The sequence below is a fragment of the Neobacillus cucumis genome, assembly GCF_002860255.1.
Lineage (GTDB): Bacteria > Bacillota > Bacilli > Bacillales > Cytobacillaceae > Neobacillus > Neobacillus cucumis_A.
In genome coordinates, this window is record NZ_PGVE01000054.1 from 1 (window position 1) to 24102 (window position 24102).

Consider the following 24102-nt stretch of genomic DNA (forward strand, 5'->3'; position numbering starts at 1 on the left):
GTCTGGCAATTATGGCGAGAAGGTCACACCCGTTCCCATACCGAACACGGAAGTTAAGCTTCTCAGCGCCGATGGTAGTTGGGGCAAGCGCCCCTGTGAGAGTAGGACGTTGCCAGGCATGTGATGGGACAATCCGAGAGGGTTGTCCTTTTTGTATTTAACTTTAAAAAAATGGGTGAAATACAAAAAGTACGAAGTGTTTTCAAAGAAAACACATATAGACATACACCCAAACGGCCGCATTAACATAAGATAAAACAGGGGCCGGCAGAAAAAGATTATTCGAAAAATTGTATACAAATCTGCAGTATCGGACAGAATGGATGTATGGAGGTGGAGGGGATTGAGTTCATTATTAGCACATAATCATTTTGAGGAAACGTGCGTTATTTGTGAAAGTCTAAAACCAAAAGGCATACATCTATACACTTCTTTTATTTGTACAGACTGCGAAAATGATTTAATTCATACAGATACAAATGATCCCAGATATAAATATTTCCTTAAACAGCTAAAAAAAATTACAACACCGGAAATATTCTCATAACAAGTCCTACACAGGGCTTTATTTTTTTGTGAAGGCTCTTTTCGTAAACTTTGTTGCTTTTTGGACCTTGTAAAGGACCAAAAACTTAAGTTTCAGGGCAATTTTCGAAATGTTCTTACGAAAAGATGCCACGATGTATATAGTTATACGAGCCGATGAACTTTTACGAAAACAACCATCAATGCGAAAATAGCCTTTGCGAAAAATGGGAAACCTAACACTTTTTTGCTAAAATAAAGTGATACCTAAGTCAGTAAGGATTATAGATAAGGAAGATAAAAATGAGAAATCAACTAAGAATACCAATATATGAGGCTTTGAAGGGGCATATAAACAAGAATCCTATATCTTTTCACGTTCCAGGCCATAAATATGGCGGGATGTCTTCTTATGAAAAAGATGAATTTTTTAGAGGTATCTTAAAAATAGATGCAACGGAACTAACTGGCTTAGATGATCTGCATTCACCAGAAGGTGCGATTAGGGAAGCAGAAGAGCTTTTATCTGAGTTTTATCAGACAATAAAGAGCTTCTTTCTTGTGAATGGTTCAACCGTGGGTAACCTTGCTATGATCATGGCTGCCTGCCCAGAGGATTCGACAGTTCTAGTTCAACGAAATTGCCATAAATCGGTTTTAAACGGGCTGAAAATAGCAAAAGTTAGACCTGTATTTCTTGAGCCGGAGGTAAATCAAGAGTGGAAGGCGGCAGCAGGTGTAAATATTGAAACTGTCCAACAGGCTTTGAAACGATATCCTCATGCTAAAGCTATTATCTTAACATATCCGAATTATTATGGAATGGTCTATGAATTAAAGGAAATCATTGATTTAGTCCATCATTATCAAATACCTGTATTAGTAGATGAGGCGCATGGACCTCATTTTGTTATTGGAGAACCTTTTCCAGCATCAGCACTGCAATTAGGGGCAGACCTTGTTGTCCATTCAGCCCATAAGACCCTTCCAGCAATGACGATGGGTTCCTTTTTGCATGTTAATAGCAACCTGATAAACATAGAAAAGGTAATGGAATATCTTGGAATATTTCAATCCAGCAGTCCTTCCTATCCGATTATGGCATCGCTTGACATTTCAAGGCATTATTTAGCCTCGTATAATAATTCAGACCTACACTTTCTTCTATCAGAAATTAACTCTTTTAAAGAAGAATTAGCTGGAATTGAAACAATCAAAGTATTAACATTTCCAGAAAATCTCGGTGATTGTCTTAAAATGACAGTCCAAACAAGATGTGGTTTAAGCGGATTTGAATTACAAAAAAGACTAGAATCGTATGGAGTTTATACAGAATTAGCAGACCCATATAATGTCTTATTTATTTTCCCTCTATTAAAAAAAGGTCAAGCCTACCCATGGTTTGAGACGGTTGATAAAATCAATAGAGCGATTGATGGTCTAGCGTTTGAAGATATAAAAGAAGTATTACAGTCAGGAGATCAAAGAATTTCGGAGTTAGCGGTCAGCTATCGTGAAATGGAAGCACTAAGTGTAAAGCAGGTGCCACTAGCGCACGCTTTAGGGTTAATTTGCGCAGAAGCCATAATTCCCTATCCTCCTGGGATTCCATTATTAATGAAGGGTGAAAGAATAACGAATAATAAGCTCTTCCAGCTTAAAAGTCTATTAGACACAGGTGGAAGGTTTCAAGGAGAGGGTCATCTCTTAAAAGCAGGTTATATTAGGACATTTTGTACAACAACTTAAGAAAACTACATACTGGAGGTTTTATTTTTGAAGGAAAAGGGAACATTTATTACATTCGAAGGTCCGGATGGTGCAGGGAAAACGACTATTATTAATCTTGTAGCTAAAGAACTAGAGGATGCTTTGTTGACTAGGGAGCCAGGAGGAATTGAAATAGCTGAACAAATTAGAAGAGTTATTTTAGATACAGAAAATACAGCAATGGACCCCCGAACAGAAGCGCTCCTATATGCTGCAGCCCGTAGACAGCATCTAATTGAAAAAGTAAAACCTGCACTAACGAATGGGAAAGTAGTCTTATGCGATCGATTTATTGATAGCTCACTGGCCTATCAGGGCTATGCACGCGGGTTAGGAATGGATGAGGTTTATACGATTAATCAGTTTGCTATTGAGGATTTAATGCCTGAGCTGACGATCTACTTTGATATTGAACCGGAATTAGGGATGAAGAGGATTAATAAAAACAAAGGAAGAGAAATAAATCGCCTCGACTTAGAAAATCTCGATTTCCATCATAAAGTCCGCGAAGGATATCATTTATTAATAGAGCGATTTCCAAACAGAATGGTCCGGATTGATGCATCAGGTACAGTCGATGAAGTCTTTCAAAAAACAATAAGAATAATTAGAGAAAGATTAGAAGAGAAAAGGCCTTAAGTATAAGGCTTTTTTTTGTATAACCAAGGTATGACAGCGGATAACCTGTTATAATAAAATAAAAGAATTTGAGGAGAGGGTATTCCTTATGAAACTTATCATAGCCGTCGTTCAAGACCAAGATAGCAATCGTTTATCTAAAGCATTGGTAGATAATAATTTTAGAGCAACCAAATTAGCTAGTACAGGAGGTTTTTTGAAGTCGGGGAATACTACCTTTATGATAGGTACAGAGGATATCCGGGTAGACCGGGCTCTTCAAATAATAAAGGACAATTGTAAATCTAGAGATCAACTGGTTGCCCCTGTTTCACCTATGGGAGGAAACGCTGATTCCTATGTCCCATATCCAGTAGAGGTTGAGGTAGGCGGAGCAACCGTATTTGTATTACCAATTGAACAATATATGCATTTTTAATTTATAGATCGTGAGTGATTAATTTGGTTAAAACATGGGATCAACTTTTAGAGCTGCAGCCGACAGTACTTCGTATGTTAAAAAACAGCTTGCTGAAAAATCGGGTGGCCCATGCGTACCTTTTTGAAGGCATGAGAGGAACAGGGAAAAAGGAAATAGCCCTATTACTAACAAAATCCCTATTTTGTGAACAGCTAGTAGAGGGGCATAAACCTTGCGAGTCGTGCAATAATTGCCTTCGAATCAATAATGGAAATCATCCGGATGTTCATATTGTTGAGCCTGATGGATTATCGATTAAAGTGGAGCAGATTCGAAACCTGCAAGCAGAGTTTTCAAAAAAGGGAGTAGAATCTTTACATAAAGTATATGTAATCTCTCATGCTGATAAAATGAGCGTGAGTGCTTCCAATAGCTTATTAAAATTCCTTGAAGAACCTAATCCGGGTACGGTTGCTTTTCTATTAACAGAGCAAGTTCAACAGCTTCTTCCGACTATTTTATCAAGGTGCCAAACACTGGTCTTTCAGCCATTAGCCCCGCAGATGATGATTAAACAGTTAATTGAAAATGGCGTATCTCCTGCTAAAGCACCATTACTTGCACAGCTTACCAATAATTTGGAAGAAGCTCTCAAATTAAATGTCGATGAATGGTTTGCACAAGCCCAAAAAATAGTGGTAAAATTATATGAGGTGTTAAAAAAGAATCCACTGGAGGCACTGGTTACACTCCAGGGAGATTGGTTTTTACACTTTAAAGAGAAAGAACAGATTCAACGTGGTTTAGATCTTTTACTTCTAATCTTTAAGGATTTATTATATATACAATTAGATAGGCAGGAGCAGCTTGTTTTCATAGAGGAGAATGAGCGGTTAAGACAGTATGCCCTGCAAACATCTGGACGGCGCTTATCGGATCAAATGTCAGCTATTCTTGATGCCAAAAGGAAGCTGCAGGCAAATATGAATCCTCAGCTGATGATGGAACAGCTTGTCTTAAAATTGCAGGAGGGATCTTCATTTGTATGATGTTGTAGGAGTACGCTTTAAAAAAGCTGGGAAAATCTATTATTTTGATCCGGGAGACCTCTCAATAGAAAAGGATGACTTTGTCATTGTCGAAACTGTTCGCGGTGTTGAATATGGGAAGGCAGTTATTGCCCGTAAACAAGTTGAGGAACATGATGTTGTCCTTCCATTAAAAAAGGTGGTCAGAATTGCCGACCAAAAGGATCGAATGATTGTCGAGGAAAATAAGTTAGCAGCTCAAGAGGCTTATGAAGTGTGTAATGAAAAAGTAAATGAACATCAGCTGGATATGAAGCTAGTAGATGTTGAATACACATTTGATCGGAACAAGGTAATCTTCTACTTTACTGCAGATGGAAGAGTTGATTTCCGAGAGCTTGTAAAAGATTTAGCAGCTATCTTCCGGACACGTATTGAACTGCGTCAAATCGGAGTACGCGATGAAGCAAAAATGCTTGGCGGTATTGGACCATGCGGAAGAATGTTATGCTGTTCAACCTTTTTAGGTGATTTTGACCCTGTCTCCATTAAAATGGCAAAGGATCAAAATCTTTCATTAAATCCAACGAAGATTTCCGGATTATGCGGAAGACTTATGTGCTGCTTGAAGTATGAAAATGATGAATATGAAACCGCTAAAGAGGCGCTGCCTGATTTAGGGGAAATCATTGAAACACCACAAGGTAAAGGAAAAGTGGTAGGATTAAATATATTAGAGCGGGTACTTCAGGTTGAACTAAAGGAACAAGAACGGGTTCTGGAGTATACTTTGGATGAAATCATTAAAGAAGGTGCCTTTTCTATACAATCCACAGATTAAGAGGTGGAAGCCGTGGATAAAAAGGAAATATTTGAATCAGTGAGTAATATGGAAACACAAATTGGCCATCTTTACCAGCAATTAGGGGAATTAAAGCAGCATTTAGCCGAAATACTAGAAGAGAATCATTATTTAAAACTTGAAAATGAACATCTAAGGCGCCGTTTAGATGTAACCACGGAAGAAGAAAAGAAAGAAACGGAAATGAAACAGGGCGCTGCTGCAGCTGCGGAATCACCAAGGGGAAAACATTTTGATGTTGGCGAAGGATATGATAATCTCGCAAGGCTTTATCAAGAAGGGTTTCATATTTGTAATCTCCACTTCGGCAGCTTGCGTAAGGAAGGCGATTGTTTATTTTGTCTTTCTTTTCTTAATAAGAAATAACCTCAAGAGGCTGATTGATACAGCCTCTATTTTTCATATCTTTAAGTTAGGATGGATCGTTGTGGTGAATTTAAAAGAAGATGAACGGCTTGATTATTTACTAGCTGAAAAACTTCGAATTATTCAAAGCCCATCTGTGTTTGCTTTCTCTCTCGATGCAGTTTTGCTGGCTCGGTTCGTCTATGTGCCGATTCAAAAGGGAAATTTAATTGATCTCTGCAGTGGCAACGGAGTGATCCCTTTATTTTTAAGTGCACGGACAAAAGGAAAAATTACAGGTGTGGAAATTCAAGAGAGATTATATGATATGGCCATTCGAAGTATCGAATACAATGGCTTGGAAGAACGTTTAAAAATGATTCATGGTGATATTAAAGAAATGCCTAAAGCATTAGGCCATGGAAAATTTGATGTTGTTACCTGTAATCCACCTTACTTTATAACTCCTTCAAGTGATGAAATTAATCCTAATGAGCACTTAGCCATTGCCCGTCATGAAATTCTCTGCACACTTGAAGATGCCATAAAGGCATCCAGTCAATTAGTTCGGCAGGGAGGCAAAGTTGCTTTTGTCCATCGTCCTGGCCGTCTAATTGATATCATTACATTAATGCGGCAGTACAGGCTTGAACCAAAACGGATTCAGTTTGTTTATCCCAAGCTGGGAAAAGAAGCGAATATCCTTTTAGTAGAAGCGATAAAAGACGGAAGTCCTGATTTAAAGATCCTCCCTCCATTGATTGTATACGATGAAGCAGGTGAATACACACCTGAAATCAGAGGGATTTTATATGGAGAATAACACTCATTATTTTTATGTGTTGACATGCAATGATGGCAGCTTGTATGGCGGTTATACAAAGGATCTCAAACGACGGATTGAACAGCATAATGAAGGAAAAGGTGCAAAGTATACACGGGGAAGAGGACCAGTTGAACTCACTTTTTATCAGGCATATGCCAGTAAAGGTGAGGCGCTGAGGGCTGAGTACCGGTTTAAACAGCTACCAAGGAAAAAAAAGCTGGAGTATTTAATGAGAGCAGGTGAGTTGGATGTGGCAGCAGAAAAGCTTTGAGAATGAAGCAGGTAAAGGAATCCTTTATCTTGTTCCTACTCCAATAGGAAATCTTGAGGATATGAGTTTCCGGGCCATTCGAATCTTAAAAGAAGCAGATTGGATTGCTGCGGAAGATACAAGAAATACAAAAAAGCTGTGCAATTACTTTGAAATTGATACGCCGATTGTCAGCTATCATGAACATAATAAAGAAACAAGCGGGGAAAAGCTGATTGAGAAGGTTAAACAAGGCTTGAAGGTGGCTCTAGTGAGTGATGCCGGGATGCCAGCCATTTCTGATCCTGGATATGAGCTTGTCCAAGCTGCCATTCATGAACATGTGGCAGTGGTTCCGTTACCTGGGGCAAATGCAGCACTAACAGCATTAATTGCCTCGGGGATTTCTTGCCAGCCCTTTTATTTTTATGGGTTTTTAAATCGGAATAAGAAAGAGAAGCGGGCAGAATTAGAGGTCTTAAGAAGACAAAATGCGAGCTTAATTTTTTATGAATCTCCCCATCGTTTAAAAGAAACCTTAGCAGTTATGTTCGAAGTCTTGGGGGATAGAAAAATCGTCATTTGCAGGGAATTAACAAAGAAGTATGAAGAGTTTATTCGAGGGACGCTTGAGGAAATCAATCATTGGGCTCATTCTAATGAAATCCGCGGGGAATTTTGTTTGATTGTTGAAGGAACAGAAACTCTTGATGATGAAGAGGAATTAAGCTGGTGGCAGGATTTATCAGTGGAGGAACATGTGAACCATTACATAACGGTGAAGAATATTTCTTCAAAGGAAGCCATTAAACAGACAGCCAAAGACCGTGGACTTAACAAGCGGGAGGTCTACCAAGTCTACCATATTGATGAACAATAAAGGCTATTTCCGCATAAATTGTTGCTATCGTAAAAGTTCATCAACCCGTATAACTATATGCATCGTGGCATCTTTTCGTAAGCCCATATGCGAAAATTGCCATGATACTTAGTTAATTGGTCCTTAACAAGGTTCAAAAGCAACAAAGATTACGAAAAGAGCCATAATAAAAAAACTCCAGCACTGATTTAGTGCTGGAGCATTTTTTATTTTACAAGTTCAAAATTCTTTTGAATTTCTTCTAATAACTGTTCTGCACCTTCACGGCTAAGAATTAATTTACCGCCTGCAAGAGCCAAGTTATCATCGGAAACTTCACCAGTTACTTGGCAAGTCATATTTGGCTTGTATTTTTTCAAGATAATACGCTCATCATCCACATAGATTTCAAGAGCATCTTTTTCAGCAATACCAAGTGTGCGTCTTAATTCAATAGGGATAACTACGCGGCCTAACTCATCAACTTTACGAACAATACCTGTAGATTTCATTTTTTAATCTCCTCTCGTAATCATTAACATTATTTATCTATTTTTATCTCTCTTAATTCGTCACAATTCGACAAATTTCTTATAAACCCATAATACCAGTACTTCCCATATCCGTCAATTATTTTATTTTAAAAAGTAGGTGTGAAATATTTTCCAATAGATAACTTGTTGATATGAAAGGATTTGTTATTAAATTTTATATAAATAACGAATAAATAATACTATTGTGTTGGAAATATTACTTTCGCCAATTAATTCTCAATTCGACAAAGTTCTACATAATTTCTATTATTCTTCATAGTTTTCGCATAGGTGGCCGCCTTTATGGGTGTTATAGGAAAAAAATTTAAAAAACTGGAAGTCTACCAGTACGCTTTCTTGCACAAAAGTTTATTTTTCGGTATATTTTGATGATAGAAGCGTTAAAAAGAGGCAATAATGGTTTAATGGGAATTGTATTGTTTAGGAGGGAATTAAAAATGGTTGAAAAGTCAAAGACTTTTTATTTAACCACACCGATCTATTATCCAAGTGGGAATTTACATATTGGACATGCGTATACCACTGTGGCTGGTGATGCCATGGCTCGTTATAAGAGGCTGCGCGGATTTGATGTGATGTATTTAACAGGTACGGATGAACATGGGCAAAAAATCCAACGCAAGGCCGAAGAAAAGGGGATTACACCACAACAGTATGTGGATGATATTGTTGGAGGTATTAAAGAACTTTGGAAAAAGCTTGATATTTCGTACGATGATTTTATTCGGACTACTGAAGATAGACATAAGCGGGTCGTTGAAAAAATCTTTGCTACTCTCTTAGAGCAGGGAGACATCTATCTTGATCAATATGAGGGCTGGTATTGTACACCATGTGAATCCTTTTTTACAGACCGCCAATTAGTAGATGGAAATTGTCCTGATTGTGGACGTCCAGTAGAAAAGGTTAAGGAAGAATCATACTTTTTTAGAATGAGTAAGTATGTGGACAGACTTTTGCAATATTATGAAGAAAATCCAGAGTTTATACAGCCGGAATCTCGTAAAAATGAAATGATTAATAACTTTATTAAGCCGGGTCTTGAGGACCTAGCGGTTTCAAGAACAACATTTGACTGGGGTATTAAAGTGCCAGGAAATCCTAAGCATGTAATCTATGTATGGATTGATGCGCTATCCAATTACATTACTGCTCTCGGATATGGTACTGATGATGATACGAAATATAAAAATTACTGGCCAGCTGATGTTCATCTTGTTGGTAAGGAAATTGTCCGTTTCCATACAATCTATTGGCCAATCATGTTAATGGCATTAGACCTGCCTCTTCCAAAGAAGGTATTTGCTCATGGCTGGTTATTGATGAAGGATGGAAAAATGTCGAAATCAAAAGGCAATGTAGTTGACCCGGTTACTTTAATCGACCGCTACGGCCTAGATGCCTTACGCTATTATTTATTACGGGAAGTACCATTTGGTGCAGACGGTGTGTTTACACCAGAAGGATTTGTTGAAAGAATTAATTTTGATTTGGCTAATGATCTTGGAAACCTATTAAACCGTACAGTAGCCATGATTGAAAAGTACTTTGCAGGTGTGACTCCTGATTATGCAGGTTCTGTTGGTGAATTTGATGAATCATTGCTGCAGGTTAATAGAGAAACGGTTTCTAAATATGAAGAAGCAATGGAAAAAATGGAGTTCTCTGTAGCTTTAACTTCTATTTGGCAGTTAGTCAGCAGAACTAATAAATATATTGATGAAACACAACCGTGGACATTGGCTAAAAATGAGGAGCAAAGAGGAGAACTTGCTAGTGTAATGGTCCACCTAGCTGAATCTTTACGCCGTATTGCCATTCTATTAAAGCCTTTTTTAACACGTACGCCCGATGGGATTTTTAAACAACTTGGTATTCAAGCTGAAGAATTAAAAACATGGGAAAGTCTTGAGCGTTTTGGATTGATTCCAAGCGGTACGAAGGTAGAAAAAGATGCGCCGTTATTCCCAAGACTTGAAATTGCTGAAGAAGTTGAATTCATCAAAACAAAAATGCAAGCAACGGCACCGGCAGCTGAACAGAAGAAAGAAGAAGAAAAACCGGAGGAGCTTGCGGAAATATCCATTGATGATTTTATGAAGGTGGATTTACGTGTAGCTGAAGTCGTTCAAGCTGAGCCAGTTAAAAAGGCAGATAAACTCTTAAAACTTCAGCTGGATTTAGGCTATGAAAAACGTCAGGTCGTTTCAGGAATTGCCCAATACTATAAGCCGGAAGATTTGGTAGGGCGGAAGGTCATTTGTATTACCAACTTGAAGCCTGTTAAACTTCGTGGTGAATTATCCCAAGGGATGATTTTAGCTGGTTCCAAGGACGGCCAGCTTTCTATTGCAACGGTTGATCAATCTTTACCAAATGGCTCGAAGGTAAAGTAAAATATGTAATTATTAAAGCGCCCGATATAGGGCGTTTTTTTCTTCGAAAAATGTCTACATCTTTTTATCTTGAGATGTCTAGCTTCAGCGCCTAGAGGCGCTCCCATTTTTCAATGTTTCACGTGGAACATTTATCCTGTTTTTTAGATGTTTTTTGACATTGAGATGTGACAAGTACACAATTAAGAGAAATAAATAGAAAAGAGGGATTTGATTTATTATGTTATTCGACACACATGCCCATTTAAATGACACTCAATATAACGAAGACCTTGAAGATGTCATCGGGCGGGCTCAAACTGAGGGAGTTACTAACATGGTTATCGTAGGATTTGACCGTCCTACGATTCAAAGGGCCATGGAATTAGTCGAACGCTATGACTTTATGTATGCCTGTGTGGGCTGGCATCCAGTGGACGCAATCGACATGACGGATGAAGACTTATCATGGATTGAGGAACTTGCATCCCATCCTAAGGTTGTTGCTTTAGGAGAAATGGGCTTAGATTATCATTGGGACAAGTCGCCAAAAGATATTCAGCAAGAGGTTTTTCGCAGACAAATTCGCTTGGCGAAAAAAGTGAAACTCCCGATCGTTATTCATAATAGGGAGGCAACAGCAGATATCGTTGAGATATTAAAACAAGAAGGAGCAGAAGAAGTGGGAGGGATCATGCATTGCTTTAGCGGCAGTCCTGAGGTTGCAAAAGAATGTGTGAAAATGAATTTCTATATTTCTTTAGGCGGCCCTGTTACCTTTAAAAATGCGAAGAAGCCAAAAGAAGTAGCAGCGGAAATTCCACTTGAAAAGCTTTTAATTGAAACGGATTGCCCTTATTTGGCTCCGCATCCATACCGAGGGAAAAGGAATGAACCAGGGTATGTGAAGCTCGTAGCTGAACAAATTGCAGAAATAAAGGGGTTGACATTTGAAGAGGTTGCCCAAACCACGACAGAAAATGCTAAAAAATTATTCGCCATAAAATGATAAGGGAATTTGTCGAAGAGGCAAGAAGCTTGTCCTAATTTTTTATGATAACAAAAAGTTCTACATGTCTCCTTTTCAACATAGGATGACCGTGTCGATAAGTTTTTCTTTGCAAACCTCCTAAGGTTGTGCATAATTAGAACTACCTAACAGGATTAGCAAGGATTTACAGCCGGCGTATGGTTCTCTATAATCTCTCCAAAGAAAAGGAGGCGTTTTTCATCGTATTCCAAAACATGAAAAACCTGTTTCCAAAGTCTTTGAGCGGGAGGACATGGACCATCATATTTGCTAGTTTTATAGTTTTGCTTACAACTCTAGGGATTTTCTTTTTTGAAGGCTCAAAGAATGCTGTAGCAATGACACTCAATGGCAAAAAGATGGTTGTGAACACACATGCAGATACCATCAAGGAATTATTAGATGAACTGGATGTACACCCCGCATCAAAAGACTACCTGTATCCGAAGGCAAATACAAAGGTAAAGGATGACCTTAATGTCATTTGGAAGCAGGCGAACATGGTTCATATTGTCAAAGACAACGAGAAGAAAACGATCTGGACTACAGCCGATACTGTGGCTGAACTCCTAAAAGAGCAGAAGATTGTATTAAAAGAACACGATCAAATTTCACCAAATCCACAAACGGCAATTAAAAATAAGATGAATTTAAAGTTAAATATCGCGTTTCATCTTACATACGTGGACGGCGGAAAGGCGCAAAAGGTTTGGACCACTTCGACTACGGTCGCTGACTTTTTAACACAACATGGGATTAAACTAAATGAATTAGACCGAGTTGAACCTTCACTAACAGAAAAGATACCACAGGATGGTGTTGTGAACGTCATTCGAGTAGAAAAAGTCACCGATGTAGTGGAAGAACCCGTCCAATTTGCCGTAGTAACGAAAAAGGATGAGAGTTTGCAAAGAGGGCAGGAAAAACTCATTGCTAATGGGAAGCAAGGACGTGTTTCAAGACAGTACGAAGTCATGCTTGAAAATGGTAAAGAAGTTGCTAGAAAGTTGATCAGCGAGCAGAATATCTTACAGAAACAGGATAAAATTGTAGCTGTCGGTACGAAGGATTTGGCGTTACAGGTGTCCCGCGGTGAGACCCCTGAAGGCAAAGAGTTTTATGTAACGGCAACTGCTTATACCGCCTATTGTAATGGCTGTTCTGGACGCACTGCGACAGGTCTAAATATCCGAGCTAATCCAAATATGAAAGTCATTGCTGTTGATCCAAATGTTATTCCACTCGGCTCAAAAGTGTATGTAGAGGGCTATGGTTACGCGGTGGCTGCTGATACTGGCGGAGCCATCAAAGGGTATATTATTGATTTATTAATGCCGTCACATGCAGATGCATACCGCTGGGGGCGTAAAAAAGTAAAGATTACCGTCTTAAACTAAATTTCTAAGGTGCAGAGGAATTTGATTCCTCTGCATTTTGCTTTTTCCCTAAAATTCTTTATACTAACAACGAATACATGTTTCGATATTCTGTAGTAAAGTTTATATTTTAATGTATGAAATCTATCAATAATATAGACGAGAGACATTACAAAAATGTTTCAATTTTTTCACTTTTAATTTTTTTGTTACGGAGGCTTTTATTTATAAAATGAAAATCAAAGAAATCATCGTCGTTGAGGGGAAAGATGATACGACAAGGATAAAACGAGCGGTTGATGCGGATACCATAGAAACAAACGGATCTGCTGTAAATCAAACTACTATTGAAAAAATTAAGCGTGCTCAAGAAACGCGCGGAGTAATTATATTTACGGATCCAGATTTCCCTGGTGAAAAAATCAGAAAGACCATTGCTGCTGCTGTTCCAGGGTGTAAACATGCCTTTTTACCAAAGGAAGCAGCAATTGCAAAGGGAGGTAAGGGTTTAGGCGTTGAACATGCCAGTCCTGAGGCTATTAGAATAGCATTAAAGGATGCTCAAATCATGCACGAGGTGATTTCAGAGGAAATTACCCAGGAGGACTTAGTAACAGCCGGCCTGATCGGGGGGGAAGGTTCAAAGGACCGCAGGATTATACTTGGCAAGCTTTTAAAAATTGGTTATACAAATGGCAAGCAGCTGCACAAGCGGCTCATGATGTTTCGAATCAGCAGAGAAGAGTTTGCAGAAGCATTAAGGGTTATACGTCAGGAGGAACAGAATGGATAAGGATATAGCAACACCGGTCAGAACCAGAGCGATTCTTGAAAAATACGGCTTTTCTTTTAAGAAAAGCTTAGGGCAAAACTTTTTAATCGATACAAATATACTTAAAAAAATTGTCAGCTTTGCGAATTTAACTGAAAATTCGGGGGCAATCGAAATTGGTCCCGGAATAGGTGCCCTAACTGAGCAGCTGGCTCGTTCAAGCAAAAAGGTTATTGCATTTGAAATTGATCAAAGATTGCTGCCTATTTTACAGGATACATTGTCACCTTATGAAAATGTAAAGGTCATACATAAAGACGTTTTAGAGGCGAATGTGCAAATGGTGATGGAAGAAGAGTTTCATGGGATGGATGATATAATGGTGGTTGCCAATCTTCCTTATTATGTCACTACCCCGATTATTATGAAACTCCTTGAAGAGCATCTTCCTATTCGCGGAATTGTTTGTATGCTGCAAAAAGAGGTAGCAGACCGAATTTCTGCTAAGCCAGGTTCAAAGGATTATGGTTCGCTTTCAATTGCCGTTCAATATTACACTGAAGCAGAGACCGTAATGATTGTTCCAAAAACGGTGTTTGTCCCGCAGCCTAATGTGGATTCTGCTGTTATCCGATTAACCAAACGGGTTCAGCCTGCCGTTGAAGTGAAGGATGAAAATTTCTTTTTCCAAGTGACAAAGGCAAGCTTTGCCCAAAGGCGGAAAACTTTATTGAATAATTTAACTAGTCAGCTGCCAGATGGAAAACAAAAGAAAGAGGAGATTCTTGCGGCACTAAGTGCAAGCGGAATTGACCCTGGCCGCCGGGGAGAAACTCTTTCTTTAGAAGAATTTGGCCGGTTAGCTGATGAACTTTATACGTATTTTCATTAAGGTTATTTTCGCATAAATTGTTGTTTTCCGTAAAAGTCATCGACCCGTATAACTTATGCCTCGTGGCATCTTTTCGTAAGAACATTTGCGAAAATTGCTCTGAAACTTAAGTTTTTGGTCCTTTACAAGGTCCAAAAGCAAAATCGTTTACGAAAAGAGCCTTCATTAATGACTGTTGTCCTCATGGATTATTCCATGAGGGCTTTTTTATTTAAGCCAATGTCCCCCTACTTATGTATCATTTTTCCTTGAATTTTTAACAAGGACAACATTCCCTGCATAGCCTATGAGAGAACCCTTAATTAAAGGGCCTAAGATGGTCTTATTGGAGTGACGGCAGTGGATATAAAGGTAAATGATATTGTCGGAAGAAAATCGTATAACTGTGACCTCATGTTCCGCGTTATCGATATTCAACATATTAACAACCAGAAGGTAGCCATCCTCTATGGGGAGGATTTCCGTCTGGCAGCAGATGCGCCTTACACTGATTTGGTCGTCCTTAATCAAAATGAACGGGTAAAATTGCAGCAAGAATATAGAACACTAGAAGAACAGTCTCTAAGGCTATTTAGGCAGGATGTTGATCTGATAAAGCATCAGCAGGAATATGCAGCGACAGGCGGTTATGTAAAACCTAGCAATTATTTCCAAATGCCAGGCAAGGTCCTTCACATGGACGGTGATCCTTCCTATTTAAAAAAGTGTATGGCAGTGTACGAAAAAATCGGCATACCGGTGGTAGGGATACACTGTAATGAAAAGGAAATGCCTGAAAGAATAGGGATCTTAATGGACCAATACCGTCCAGACATTCTAGTCATTACAGGGCACGATGCATACTCAAAGGCCAAGGGAAAGATGTCAGATATAAATGCTTACCGACATTCTAGGCATTTCGTCCAAGCTGTAAGAGAAGCCCGAAAAAAGGTTCCTCATTTAGATCAACTCGTCATCTTTGCAGGAGCCTGTCAATCTCATTTTGAATCGCTCATTCACGCGGGAGCAAACTTTGCCAGTTCCCCCACAAGAATTAATATTCACGCACTTGATCCCGTCTATATAGTGGCAAAAGTAAGTTTTACCCCGTTTATGGAACGCATTAATGTATGGGACGTCTTAAGGAATACATTAACGGGCGATAAAGGACTCGGAGGAATTGAAACAAGGGGAGTATTACGAACCGGAATGCCTTATCGGCCAATCATTGAAGAGGACGAATAAGCCTATTAGAAAAGTGGAGCTATAATTAGATTCATAATTGGCTCCCCTTTATTCTAGTGGGCACTATATTTTTAAAATGCATACATATTAACTAGTTAAAAGGGCAACTATAACAATGTTGAAAATTAGAAGAAAAAGTAGAACAAAAAATATTGACAATCATTTTGTTGGACTGATATAATTTATATTTTTGTTTGACAGAACTATGTCAGTGTGTTATACTTTACACAGTGAGGTGGACCGAATGCCAAAAACCTTAGCCGATATTAAAAAGGCTCTTGACACGAATTTGGGAAAAAGATTATTGCTGAAAGCCAACGGTGGACGAAGGAAAACAATTGAACGTTCAGGAGTTTTAGCAGAAACTTACCCGTCTGTTTTTGTGATTGAGTTAGATCAGGATGAAAATTCGTTCGAGCGTGTTTCGTATAGTTATGCGGATGTTCTAACAGAAACCGTTCAAATTACCTTCTATGATGATGCAGCAGGACATGTAGCTTTAAGCTAGTATATAAGCAATGGGTGGCAGTAAACAAGGGTTTACTGCTTTTTGCTGTCCATTTATATTACGGTGTTTAAAAAAGTCATGAAAATGAATATTCTTCTACATACTAAGAATGCTGTGGTATGAAAGGGGTTGTTTAGATGGCTAGAAGAAGAGGGATTATGTCTCATCGCTTTAAAGAGGAGCTAGCAAAAGAACTCGGCTTTTATGATGTCGTTCAAAAAGAGGGCTGGGGCGGCATCCGTGCAAAAGACGCTGGAAACATGGTGAAGCGTGCCGTTGAACTCGCGCAGCAGCAGCTAGTAAATCAAAATCGCCAATCTTAACTTACACCACAGCATGGTCAGTGCAAGGAACCACATAGTGGCTCTTTTTGCATTGGCCTTTTTGTTTTTTTTGATAAGATATAAAAATGGACTTTGAGAAATGTCTAGAGCCTGCTCAAGGCGCTGCAGCTTTTCGTTTTTTGTCCAAAAAATGGCCTTTTTCGACGAAAAACGACTAATATAATAATAAAATTGTATAGATATATCATATCGGACGTCTTACATTTATCTTTTTGTGGTAAAATAGGACAAAATGTGGAATTTTGGAATCGTAATGTAAAGTGCCCATTGGGTACTTTGTGGACCAAAACAAAAGTAGGTGACGTAGTGAAGCTTTTAGTCAAAGCACCGGCTAAAATAAATTTAGCTTTAGATGTTTTACATAAACGCCCGGATGGCTATCATGAAGTTGAAATGATTATGACCACGATCGATTTAGCTGACAGGGTTGAACTAACTTTACTAGAGCAGGATAAAATACATATTCTTTCTCATAATCGCTATGTTCCAGATGATCAGCGAAATTTAGCCTATCAAGCGGCCCAGCTGTTAAAGGACCGTTTTGGAGTTAAGAAGGGTGTATTAATTTCAATCGAAAAAACAATCCCCGTAGCGGCCGGTCTAGCAGGGGGCAGCAGTGATGCTGCAGCAACTTTAAGAGGGCTAAATAAACTGTGGGGCCTCGGCTTAAGCTTGGATGAATTAGCCGAGCTCGGAAGCGAGATTGGGTCAGATGTTTCTTTTTGCGTCTATGGGGGCACTGCCTTGGCAAAGGGCAGGGGTGAAATCATTACAGAACTCCAGCCGCCGCCAACCTGCTGGGTTATTTTAGCAAAACCATTTATCGGGGTTTCAACTGCTGAGGTTTATCGTCGTCTGGACCTAAATGGTACCAAACATCCGGATATTAACGGGATGATCAAAGCGATAGAACAGCATGACTATCAACAAGTATGCCTTAATGTGGGAAACGTTCTAGAGGGTGTGACGTTGAATCTCCATCCAGAGGTTGCCCAAATTAAAGACCAAATGAAGCGTTTTGGCGCGGATGCGGTGTTAATGAGCGGGAGCGGGCCAACCGTATTTGGAATTGTCCAGCATGACTCGAGAATGCATCGGATCTATAATGGATTAAGAGGTTTTTGTGACCAAGTTTTTGCAGTTCGGATGCTTGGAGAACGACATTCGCTTGATTAGAGGCGTACAATAATGATATCCTTTAATTAGAATATTCGGGTTCTGGGGGTTAATTATGAAATTTCGCCGCAGTGAACGTTTGATTGATATGACAAATTATTTACTTGACCATCCTCGCCAGCTTGTGCCGCTTACATATTTTGCGGAACGATATGATTCAGCAAAGTCCTCAATTAGTGAGGATTTAGCGATCGTGAAGGAGACCTTTGAGCAGAGAGGAATAGGTACCTTGCAAACAGTACCGGGAGCTGCCGGTGGTGTGAAATTTTTTGTAAAAGTAAGCCGGGAAAAAGCAGAACCATTTGTAGAAGAACTTTGTCAGTTAATTGCCAATCCTGAACGGCTCTTGCCGGGAGGTTATTTGTATTTAACAGATATATTAGGTGATCCGCAAATTGTCCAAAAGGCTGGACGAATTATTGCTTCCGCTTATGCTGACACAAAAATTGATGTGGTTATGACGGTTGCAACAAAAGGAATCCCACTTGCGTATGCGGTTGCAAGCCAATTGAATGTACCCGTTGTTATTGTTCGAAGAGACAGTAAAGTGACGGAGGGTCCAACCGTAAGTATTAATTATGTATCTGGGTCTGCTAAAAGAATCCAAACCATGGTACTTTCCAAAAAAAGTATGAGACAGGATTCACGTGTTCTAATTGTCGATGATTTTATGAAAGCAGGCGGAACAGTCATGGGAATGATCAGTATGCTTGAGGAATTTAACTCTGAGCTTGCTGGAATTGCCGTTTTGGTGGAAGATGAGAAAATTCAAGAACGGTTAGTCGATGAATATTTATCGCTGGTACAGCTGTCTGATGTGGATGTAAAAGAAAAAAGGATTAGTGTACAAGCGGGTAATTATTTTAATATATGGAGGGATTAACATGAAAGTTGTTCAAACAAATCAAGCACCGGCTGCTATCGGCCCTTATTCTCAAGGGATTGTGGTAAATAACCTATTTTATAGCTCTGGACAGATCCCATTAACGGCTGAAGGGGTTATGGTAACCGGAGATGTGAAAGAACAAACCCATCAAGTATTTAAGAACCTTCAAGCAGTTTTAGCTGAAGCAGGGGCATCCCTTGAGACCGTTGTTAAAGCAACTGTTTTTATCAAAAATATGGATGAATTTGCTGCAGTAAATGAAGTGTATGGAGAATATTTCTCTGCCCATAAACCTGCCCGTTCTTGTGTTGAGGTGGCTCGGTTACCAAAAGATGCATTAGTAGAAATCGAAGTAGTAGCGCTCGTGAAATAATCCGAGCGTTTTTTTTGTGCTGGAAAATAAGTCCAAATGCTTATAAAATCGACTGATTTCTACTATACAGGTGTTAAAAATGTTAATTATTACAATTGTTCACGATTTTGCCCTAATTTTTCAAAAAAATTTTAAAAATTGAGAAGGATAATAGAATTAATTGTTGAATTTATTTAACTAGCATTTTATATAACAAAAAAAGGGTGTGAGCACATGGAAGTAACTGACGTAAGATTACGCCGGGTTAATACGGATGGAAGAATGAGAGCGATTGCATCAATCACATTGGACAATGAATTTGTTGTTCATGACATTCGTGTTATTGACGGAAACAACGGTTTATTTGTAGCTATGCCAAGTAAACGTACTCCAGATGGAGAATTTCGTGACATTGCGCATCCAATCAATTCAGGAACACGCGGTAAAATCCAAGAAGCTGTTTTGGCAGAGTATCACCGTTTAGGTGAATTGGAAGTAGAATTTGAAGAAGCCGGAGCTTCCTAAGGATTTTAACAACTAGGGCCTTTCTTCTAAGTAAGGCTCTTTTTTATTTTCCCCTCCAACATCCCCAATGCTCAGATTCTCCAATTTACAATTCTACATTATATGACAAAATTAGACACTTTTCCTTGATTCCTTGAAATGCGAGTCCATTTACGTTAATATTTTTAATGGATAAAAAGGTAAATTGGAGGACTGTCCATGTCTAATCGTTATGCTGTGATTTTGGCTGCGGGGCAAGGAACGCGGATGAAATCTAAGCTTTATAAAGTTTTACACCCGGTGTGCGGTAAACCTATGGTACAACATGTAGTCGATCAAATCACGAATCTTAATATTAAGGAAATCGTCACTATTATTGGTCATGGTGCTGAAATGGTCCAAGCCCAATTAGGTGATAGAAGCCTCTATGCCTTGCAAAAAGAGCAGCTAGGCACTGCTCACGCTGTTATGCAGGCTCAAGATATGCTTGAGGGAAAAGAAGGAATAACCATTGTTGTTTGCGGTGACACCCCATTAATTAAAGCTGAAACAATGGAAGCTATATTTAAACATCATGAAGAATTAAAGGCAAAAGCGACAATCCTTACAGCCAAAATAGATAACCCGACAGGATACGGACGTATTATTCGCAATGAAGAGGGTCTTGTCGAAAAGATCGTGGAGCATAAAGATGCTTCAGAAAAAGAGCGAAAAATCAATGAAATCAATACGGGTACTTATTGTTTTGACAACCGTGCTTTGTTTGAAGCACTAAAAAATGTTTCCAATGAAAATGTACAAGGGGAATACTACTTACCAGATGTAATTGAAATCTTGAAGAAACAAGGTGAAGTAGTAACAGCTTATCAAACCGATGAGTTTGAAGAAACCCTTGGAGTAAATGATCGGGTGGCTTTAGCAGAAGCTGAACGGATTATGCGTTCACGGATTAATGAATCCCATATGCGTAATGGGGTAACCATTATTGACCCTGCGAATACTTACATAGAAGCAGATGTTCAAATTGGGCAAGATACTGTTATCTATCCAGGAACCATGATTAAAGGTCAATCGATTATTGGTACAGAATGTATTATTGGGCCAAATTCCGAGATTGATGTATGTGAAATCGGTAATGAAACGGTGATCCGCCAATCAGCCGCATTTAACAGTTCAATTGGATCAAATGTCAACATCGGACCATTTGCTCATATTCGTCCAGATTCCACCATTTTGGATGATGTTAAAATTGGGAACTTTGTAGAAATTAAGAAGGCTGTGTTTGGTAAGGGAAGTAAGGCCTCACATCTTAGCTATATTGGCGATGCTGAGGTGGGTAGTGATGTCAACATCGGCTGCGGCTCGATTACAGTTAATTACGATGGGAAAAATAAATTCTTAACAAAGATAGAAGACGGAGTATTTATTGGCTGTAATTCAAATCTAGTGGCTCCAGTAACAATTAAAAAAGGATCATATGTGGCAGCAGGATCCACCATTACAAAGAATGTACCTGAAGAGGCATTAGCGATTGCACGTGCGAAACAAGTGAATAAAGAAGGTTATGTTGAGAAGCTTAATCTCAAGAAATAATCCATTTATAATGGGAGGACATTATGTCAAATCAATATTTAGATCCGAACTTAAAGGTGTTTAGTTTAAACTCAAATATGTCGTTGGCCAAAGAAATTGCAAAATTCATCGGCGTAGAGCTTGGAAAATGCTCGGTAACGAGATTTAGTGACGGTGAGATCCAAATCAATATTGAAGAAAGTATCCGTGGTTGTGATGTCTATGTTATTCAATCCACAAGCCAGCCAGTGAATGAAAATATCATGGAATTACTCATCATGATTGATGCTTTAAAGAGAGCTTCTGCAAAAACCATTAACATTGTTATGCCTTACTATGGCTATGCTCGTCAAGATCGTAAAGCCCGTGCCCGTGAGCCAATTACCGCTAAACTGGTTGCCAATCTGCTTGAGACGGCTGGAGCGACACGAGGCATCTGTCTAGACCTGCATGCGCCGCAAATTCAAGGTTTCTTTGAAATTCCAACGGACCATTTAATGGGAGTACCGATATTAGCAGAGTATTTTAAGAAACAACAGTTTAATGGAGATGTGGTCATCGTTTCTCCTGACCATGGCGGTGTAACAAGAGCGCGTAAATTAGCAGAACGTTTGAAGGCTCCGATTGCGATTATTGATAAACGTCGTCCAAGACCGAATGTAGCGGAAGTTATGAATATTGTAGGTAACATCGAAGGAAAGATAGCTATTTTAATCGACGATATTATTGATACTGCTGGAACCATTACCCTTGCTGCTAATGCCTTAGTTGAAAATGGAGCACAAGAAGTATATGCCTGCTGTACACACCCTGTGTTGTCAGGTCCTGCAATCGAAAGAATCCAAAATTCAAAAATAAAAGAACTAGTCATCACTAACTCCATTGAGCTTCCTGAAGAGAAAAATATTGATAAAATTATTCATCTCTCTGTTGCTCCATTACTTGGTGAAGCAATTATCCGTGTTCATGAAGAGCAATCAGTAAGTACCTTATTTGATTAATAATTAATGTTTAGACCTTCCTATTTTAGGGCATTTTTAATAATGTCTAGCTACAGGCGCCATCGGCTCGAGGTCATAAGCCAATCCGTTAGGAAGGTTAAAGAGCAACCTTCCTACCGGCTTGTCTTATGCTTGTCGCCGATAAGCAGGCGCCTTCCGCTTTTCTATTAGAAAGTGTTAAGTGTAATAAATAGGAGGGTATTTAAACTTATGAGTACAGTTTTACAAGCAAAGGAACGGACGGAACTCCGCCATTCGGCATTAAAACAACTTCGTAATAATGGAAACATCCCTGCAGTGGTTTATGGTTCTAAGGTTGAGAGCAAACCTGTGTCTGTAAGCTCAGCTGATTTAACTAAAACCATCCGTGCGGTCGGCAGAAACGGTGTGATCTCCCTTGATGTCGATGGCTTCAAGCACGATGTCATTTTATCTGATTACCAACAGGACTCTATTAAAAATGAAATCATCCATGTTGATTTCTTAGCAGTAGACAAGTCCTCAAAAATTACTGTGGAAGTTAGACTTGCACTTGTTGGGGATGCTATTGGGGTTAAAGATGGCGGTGTCTTGCAGCAGCCTATTCACCAACTTTCCATTACTGCCACTCCAGATAATATTCCACAGCAAATTGAAGTGGATATAACGAATCTTCAAGTAGGTGAAACGGTATTGGTTGGGAATATTCCTTCCGGCGGCGGCTTTACCATTAATCATGAAGATGATGAAGTTGTAGCTTCCATCTTACCTCCGAAAGCGGAAGAAGAAATTAACTCAGGTGAACAGCAGCAAGAGGGTCACCCTGACCACGAAGAAGGCAGAGAGACAACACCTGTCACTGAAGAATAAATAAAAGACGTAACCTATTTAAGGTTACGTCTTTTAACGCATAATTAAAGAATTCATGTTATTATGGGAGAATGGCAATGTTCCGAAAAATTTTTAGAAGGATGACTAAACCGGAAGAGGTGGGAACACAGATGAAGCTAATCGTTGGTTTAGGTAACCCTGGAAAGCAATACGATCAGACAAGACATAATATTGGCTTTGAGGTAATCGATGCACTCTCCGGCCAATTCTCCATTCCTTTAAATCAATCTAAATTTAAGGGGATGTATGGGATAGGTCTACATAACGGGGAAAAGGTATTACTATTAAAACCATTGACTTATATGAACTTATCAGGGGAATCAATCAGGGCGGTAATGGATTATTATCAAATAGAGTTAGAAGATTTATTAGTCATTTATGATGACTTGGATCTGCCTGTTGGCAAAATCAGACTTCGTCAAAAAGGTAGCCCTGGGGGACATAACGGAATTAAGTCTACCGTTGCCCATTTAGGGACGCAGGAGTTTAATCGTATACGGATTGGCATTGACCGTCCAACTCCAGGGATGAGTGTACCTGACTATGTCCTTGGACGTTTCCGTCCCGAGGAGAGGCCATTGACTCAAGATGCTGTGAAGAGAAGTGCAGAAGCCTGCGCTGCTTGGCTAAAGAAGCCATTTTTACAGGTTATGAATGAATATAATCAATAATTGTTCATGATACAAGTCTTTCATTCATACATTGAAGAAAAACGATATAACCCGTGCTGCCGTAATCTAGTTGAATAAGTTCCTTCTACCAGGTTAATACTAGTAGTGGAATCCTAGATTAGGGAGGGACAGGCGTGGTCATTCATTATCATTGCCGTCACTGTGGTACGAAACTTGGTTCAATTGAACAAACATCGATTCATTCAGAAACACTTGGTCTTCATAAATTAACGGACCAAGAAAGACAAGAAATGGTCTCGTATGAACCAACCGGTGATATTCATATTAAAGCTATTTGCGAAGATTGTCAGGAAACGTTAGAACGAAATCCAGACTATCATCAATATGATTTTCTTATTCACTAAGAGTAAAATACTCTACTTAGATAATAGTCTAGCTTAGCGCCTGAGGGCTAGTGCGCGCCGTTAATCGGGCGCTTCCGCTATTCTACTCAGCTTTGGAAGTCCTCCAAAGCGTTTTTCTGTTTAAAG

28 protein-coding genes and 1 rRNA gene are annotated in these 24102 nt (G+C 39.2%); 28 read left to right on the plus strand and 1 reads right to left on the minus strand.

Features of this window, described 5'->3' with window-relative positions; translation table 11 throughout:
- Nucleotide 1: 1 nt before the first annotated feature.
- The 11 genes from rrf (at nt 2) to rsmI (ending at nt 7525) form a co-directional block, all read left to right on the plus strand.
- A 5S ribosomal RNA gene (gene rrf, locus CVD27_RS14470) occupies nt 2-118 on the plus strand.
- Between the two features lie 201 nt (nt 119-319).
- The gene (locus tag CVD27_RS14475) at nt 320-547 is read left to right on the plus strand and encodes a sigma factor G inhibitor Gin (protein ID WP_098530282.1); all 228 of its coding nucleotides are present in this window, start codon (nt 320-322) and stop codon (nt 545-547) included.
- A 281-nt stretch (nt 548-828) separates the two neighbouring features.
- The gene (locus CVD27_RS14480; RefSeq protein WP_101648621.1) at nt 829-2274 is read left to right on the plus strand and encodes an aminotransferase class I/II-fold pyridoxal phosphate-dependent enzyme; all 1446 of its coding nucleotides are present in this window, start codon (nt 829-831) and stop codon (nt 2272-2274) included.
- A gap of 27 nt (nt 2275-2301) precedes the next feature.
- The gene (gene tmk / locus CVD27_RS14485) at nt 2302-2934 is read left to right on the plus strand and encodes a dTMP kinase (RefSeq protein ID WP_101648622.1); all 633 of its coding nucleotides are present in this window, start codon (nt 2302-2304) and stop codon (nt 2932-2934) included.
- A gap of 88 nt (nt 2935-3022) precedes the next feature.
- A complete protein-coding gene (locus tag CVD27_RS14490; RefSeq protein ID WP_101648623.1) occupies nt 3023-3352 on the plus strand; it encodes a cyclic-di-AMP receptor in 330 nt (109 codons plus the stop codon).
- Between the two features lie 23 nt (nt 3353-3375).
- The gene (gene holB, locus CVD27_RS14495; RefSeq protein ID WP_101648624.1) at nt 3376-4383 is read left to right on the plus strand and encodes a DNA polymerase III subunit delta'; all 1008 of its coding nucleotides are present in this window, start codon (nt 3376-3378) and stop codon (nt 4381-4383) included.
- Nucleotides 4376-5203, plus strand: a complete 828-nt coding sequence (locus CVD27_RS14500) for a PSP1 domain-containing protein (RefSeq protein WP_101648625.1) — start codon at nt 4376-4378, stop codon at nt 5201-5203. The genes holB and CVD27_RS14500 overlap by 8 nt, the downstream gene beginning before the upstream one ends.
- 12 nt (nt 5204-5215) lie before the next feature.
- Nucleotides 5216-5590, plus strand: a complete 375-nt coding sequence (yabA, locus tag CVD27_RS14505) for a DNA replication initiation control protein YabA (protein WP_101648626.1) — start codon at nt 5216-5218, stop codon at nt 5588-5590.
- A gap of 61 nt (nt 5591-5651) precedes the next feature.
- Nucleotides 5652-6392 carry a tRNA1(Val) (adenine(37)-N6)-methyltransferase gene (locus tag CVD27_RS14510; protein WP_101648627.1) on the plus strand — a complete coding sequence of 247 codons (741 nt, stop codon included), beginning with the start codon at nt 5652-5654 and terminating at the stop codon, nt 6390-6392.
- Nucleotides 6382-6666, plus strand: coding sequence for a GIY-YIG nuclease family protein (locus CVD27_RS14515; protein WP_101648628.1), 285 nt, complete (start codon nt 6382-6384; stop codon nt 6664-6666). The genes CVD27_RS14510 and CVD27_RS14515 overlap by 11 nt, the downstream gene beginning before the upstream one ends.
- Nucleotides 6644-7525, plus strand: coding sequence for a 16S rRNA (cytidine(1402)-2'-O)-methyltransferase (gene rsmI, locus CVD27_RS14520; protein WP_101648629.1), 882 nt, complete (start codon nt 6644-6646; stop codon nt 7523-7525). Before CVD27_RS14515 ends, rsmI begins: the two co-directional genes overlap by 23 nt.
- 206 nt (nt 7526-7731) lie before the next feature.
- On the opposite strand, the gene CVD27_RS14525 is transcribed toward rsmI, so the two are convergent.
- Nucleotides 7732-8016 carry an AbrB/MazE/SpoVT family DNA-binding domain-containing protein gene (locus tag CVD27_RS14525; protein ID WP_101648630.1) on the minus strand — a complete coding sequence of 95 codons (285 nt, stop codon included), beginning with the start codon at nt 8014-8016 and terminating at the stop codon, nt 7732-7734.
- 446 nt (nt 8017-8462) lie between these two features.
- On the opposite strand from CVD27_RS14525, the gene metG reads away from it, so the two are divergent.
- From metG to CVD27_RS14610, 17 genes are all read left to right on the plus strand, one after another.
- Entirely contained in the window at nt 8463-10454 is a 1992-nt protein-coding gene (metG, locus tag CVD27_RS14530; RefSeq protein WP_101648631.1) for a methionine--tRNA ligase, read from the plus strand.
- A gap of 220 nt (nt 10455-10674) precedes the next feature.
- Nucleotides 10675-11442 carry a TatD family hydrolase gene (locus CVD27_RS14535; RefSeq protein ID WP_101648632.1) on the plus strand — a complete coding sequence of 256 codons (768 nt, stop codon included), beginning with the start codon at nt 10675-10677 and terminating at the stop codon, nt 11440-11442.
- 236 nt (nt 11443-11678) lie between these two features.
- The gene (locus tag CVD27_RS14540) at nt 11679-12860 is read left to right on the plus strand and encodes a G5 and 3D domain-containing protein (RefSeq protein ID WP_101648633.1); all 1182 of its coding nucleotides are present in this window, start codon (nt 11679-11681) and stop codon (nt 12858-12860) included.
- Between the two features lie 211 nt (nt 12861-13071).
- A complete protein-coding gene (gene rnmV / locus CVD27_RS14545) occupies nt 13072-13632 on the plus strand; it encodes a ribonuclease M5 (RefSeq protein WP_101648634.1) in 561 nt (186 codons plus the stop codon).
- Nucleotides 13625-14503: a 16S rRNA (adenine(1518)-N(6)/adenine(1519)-N(6))-dimethyltransferase RsmA gene (gene rsmA / locus CVD27_RS14550; RefSeq protein WP_101648635.1), complete on the plus strand. Its 879-nt coding sequence runs from the start codon at nt 13625-13627 to the stop codon at nt 14501-14503. Before rnmV ends, rsmA begins: the two co-directional genes overlap by 8 nt.
- Nucleotides 14504-14833: 330 nt before the next feature.
- Nucleotides 14834-15727, plus strand: a complete 894-nt coding sequence (yabG, locus tag CVD27_RS14555; protein ID WP_374703078.1) for a sporulation peptidase YabG — start codon at nt 14834-14836, stop codon at nt 15725-15727.
- A 244-nt stretch (nt 15728-15971) separates the two neighbouring features.
- Entirely contained in the window at nt 15972-16235 is a 264-nt protein-coding gene (gene veg / locus CVD27_RS14560; protein WP_007084178.1) for a biofilm formation stimulator Veg, read from the plus strand.
- 137 nt (nt 16236-16372) lie between these two features.
- Entirely contained in the window at nt 16373-16558 is a 186-nt protein-coding gene (locus CVD27_RS14565) for a small, acid-soluble spore protein, alpha/beta type (RefSeq protein ID WP_101648637.1), read from the plus strand.
- Nucleotides 16559-16885: 327 nt separating this feature from the next.
- Entirely contained in the window at nt 16886-17755 is an 870-nt protein-coding gene (gene ispE, locus CVD27_RS14570) for a 4-(cytidine 5'-diphospho)-2-C-methyl-D-erythritol kinase (protein WP_101648638.1), read from the plus strand.
- Between the two features lie 55 nt (nt 17756-17810).
- Entirely contained in the window at nt 17811-18638 is an 828-nt protein-coding gene (gene purR / locus CVD27_RS14575; RefSeq protein WP_101648639.1) for a pur operon repressor, read from the plus strand.
- Between the two features lies 1 nt (nt 18639).
- Nucleotides 18640-19014: a 2-iminobutanoate/2-iminopropanoate deaminase gene (gene ridA / locus CVD27_RS14580; protein WP_101648640.1), complete on the plus strand. Its 375-nt coding sequence runs from the start codon at nt 18640-18642 to the stop codon at nt 19012-19014.
- A 213-nt stretch (nt 19015-19227) separates the two neighbouring features.
- Entirely contained in the window at nt 19228-19518 is a 291-nt protein-coding gene (gene spoVG, locus CVD27_RS14585; protein WP_003347151.1) for a septation regulator SpoVG, read from the plus strand.
- Nucleotides 19519-19716: 198 nt separating this feature from the next.
- On the plus strand, nt 19717-21090 hold the full coding sequence (gene glmU, locus CVD27_RS14590) for a bifunctional UDP-N-acetylglucosamine diphosphorylase/glucosamine-1-phosphate N-acetyltransferase GlmU (RefSeq protein ID WP_101648641.1): 1374 nt from the start codon (nt 19717-19719) through the stop codon (nt 21088-21090).
- 23 nt (nt 21091-21113) lie between these two features.
- Nucleotides 21114-22070 carry a ribose-phosphate diphosphokinase gene (locus CVD27_RS14595; RefSeq protein ID WP_101648642.1) on the plus strand — a complete coding sequence of 319 codons (957 nt, stop codon included), beginning with the start codon at nt 21114-21116 and terminating at the stop codon, nt 22068-22070.
- Nucleotides 22071-22280: 210 nt separating this feature from the next.
- Nucleotides 22281-22919 carry a 50S ribosomal protein L25/general stress protein Ctc gene (locus CVD27_RS14600; protein WP_101648643.1) on the plus strand — a complete coding sequence of 213 codons (639 nt, stop codon included), beginning with the start codon at nt 22281-22283 and terminating at the stop codon, nt 22917-22919.
- Between the two features lie 131 nt (nt 22920-23050).
- Entirely contained in the window at nt 23051-23611 is a 561-nt protein-coding gene (gene pth, locus CVD27_RS14605) for an aminoacyl-tRNA hydrolase (RefSeq protein WP_101648669.1), read from the plus strand.
- Nucleotides 23612-23745: 134 nt separating this feature from the next.
- Nucleotides 23746-23976 carry an anti-sigma-F factor Fin family protein gene (locus CVD27_RS14610; protein WP_101648644.1) on the plus strand — a complete coding sequence of 77 codons (231 nt, stop codon included), beginning with the start codon at nt 23746-23748 and terminating at the stop codon, nt 23974-23976.
- The last annotated feature ends 126 nt before the right edge of the window (nt 23977-24102 follow it).

Excerpts from the sequence above, each read along its gene's own strand:
- CVD27_RS14475 (WP_098530282.1), top strand. The coding sequence starts at position 320 with ATGGATGTATGGAGGTGGAGGGGATTGAGTTCATTATTAGCACATAAT.
- CVD27_RS14480 (WP_101648621.1), top strand. The coding sequence starts at position 829 with ATGAGAAATCAACTAAGAATACCAATATATGAGGCTTTGAAGGGGCAT.
- CVD27_RS14490 (WP_101648623.1), top strand. The coding sequence starts at position 3,023 with ATGAAACTTATCATAGCCGTCGTTCAAGACCAAGATAGCAATCGTTTA.
- CVD27_RS14515 (WP_101648628.1), top strand. The coding sequence starts at position 6,382 with ATGGAGAATAACACTCATTATTTTTATGTGTTGACATGCAATGATGGC.
- rsmI (WP_101648629.1), top strand. The coding sequence starts at position 6,644 with ATGTGGCAGCAGAAAAGCTTTGAGAATGAAGCAGGTAAAGGAATCCTT.
- CVD27_RS14525 (WP_101648630.1), bottom strand. The coding sequence starts at position 8,016 with ATGAAATCTACAGGTATTGTTCGTAAAGTTGATGAGTTAGGCCGCGTA.
- metG (WP_101648631.1), top strand. The coding sequence starts at position 8,463 with ATGGGAATTGTATTGTTTAGGAGGGAATTAAAAATGGTTGAAAAGTCA.
- CVD27_RS14535 (WP_101648632.1), top strand. The coding sequence starts at position 10,675 with ATGTTATTCGACACACATGCCCATTTAAATGACACTCAATATAACGAA.
- CVD27_RS14540 (WP_101648633.1), top strand. The coding sequence starts at position 11,679 with ATGAAAAACCTGTTTCCAAAGTCTTTGAGCGGGAGGACATGGACCATC.
- rnmV (WP_101648634.1), top strand. The coding sequence starts at position 13,072 with ATGAAAATCAAAGAAATCATCGTCGTTGAGGGGAAAGATGATACGACA.
- rsmA (WP_101648635.1), top strand. The coding sequence starts at position 13,625 with ATGGATAAGGATATAGCAACACCGGTCAGAACCAGAGCGATTCTTGAA.
- veg (WP_007084178.1), top strand. The coding sequence starts at position 15,972 with ATGCCAAAAACCTTAGCCGATATTAAAAAGGCTCTTGACACGAATTTG.
- CVD27_RS14565 (WP_101648637.1), top strand. The coding sequence starts at position 16,373 with ATGGCTAGAAGAAGAGGGATTATGTCTCATCGCTTTAAAGAGGAGCTA.
- purR (WP_101648639.1), top strand. The coding sequence starts at position 17,811 with ATGAAATTTCGCCGCAGTGAACGTTTGATTGATATGACAAATTATTTA.
- ridA (WP_101648640.1), top strand. The coding sequence starts at position 18,640 with ATGAAAGTTGTTCAAACAAATCAAGCACCGGCTGCTATCGGCCCTTAT.
- spoVG (WP_003347151.1), top strand. The coding sequence starts at position 19,228 with ATGGAAGTAACTGACGTAAGATTACGCCGGGTTAATACGGATGGAAGA.
- glmU (WP_101648641.1), top strand. The coding sequence starts at position 19,717 with ATGTCTAATCGTTATGCTGTGATTTTGGCTGCGGGGCAAGGAACGCGG.
- CVD27_RS14595 (WP_101648642.1), top strand. The coding sequence starts at position 21,114 with ATGTCAAATCAATATTTAGATCCGAACTTAAAGGTGTTTAGTTTAAAC.
- CVD27_RS14600 (WP_101648643.1), top strand. The coding sequence starts at position 22,281 with ATGAGTACAGTTTTACAAGCAAAGGAACGGACGGAACTCCGCCATTCG.
- pth (WP_101648669.1), top strand. The coding sequence starts at position 23,051 with ATGAAGCTAATCGTTGGTTTAGGTAACCCTGGAAAGCAATACGATCAG.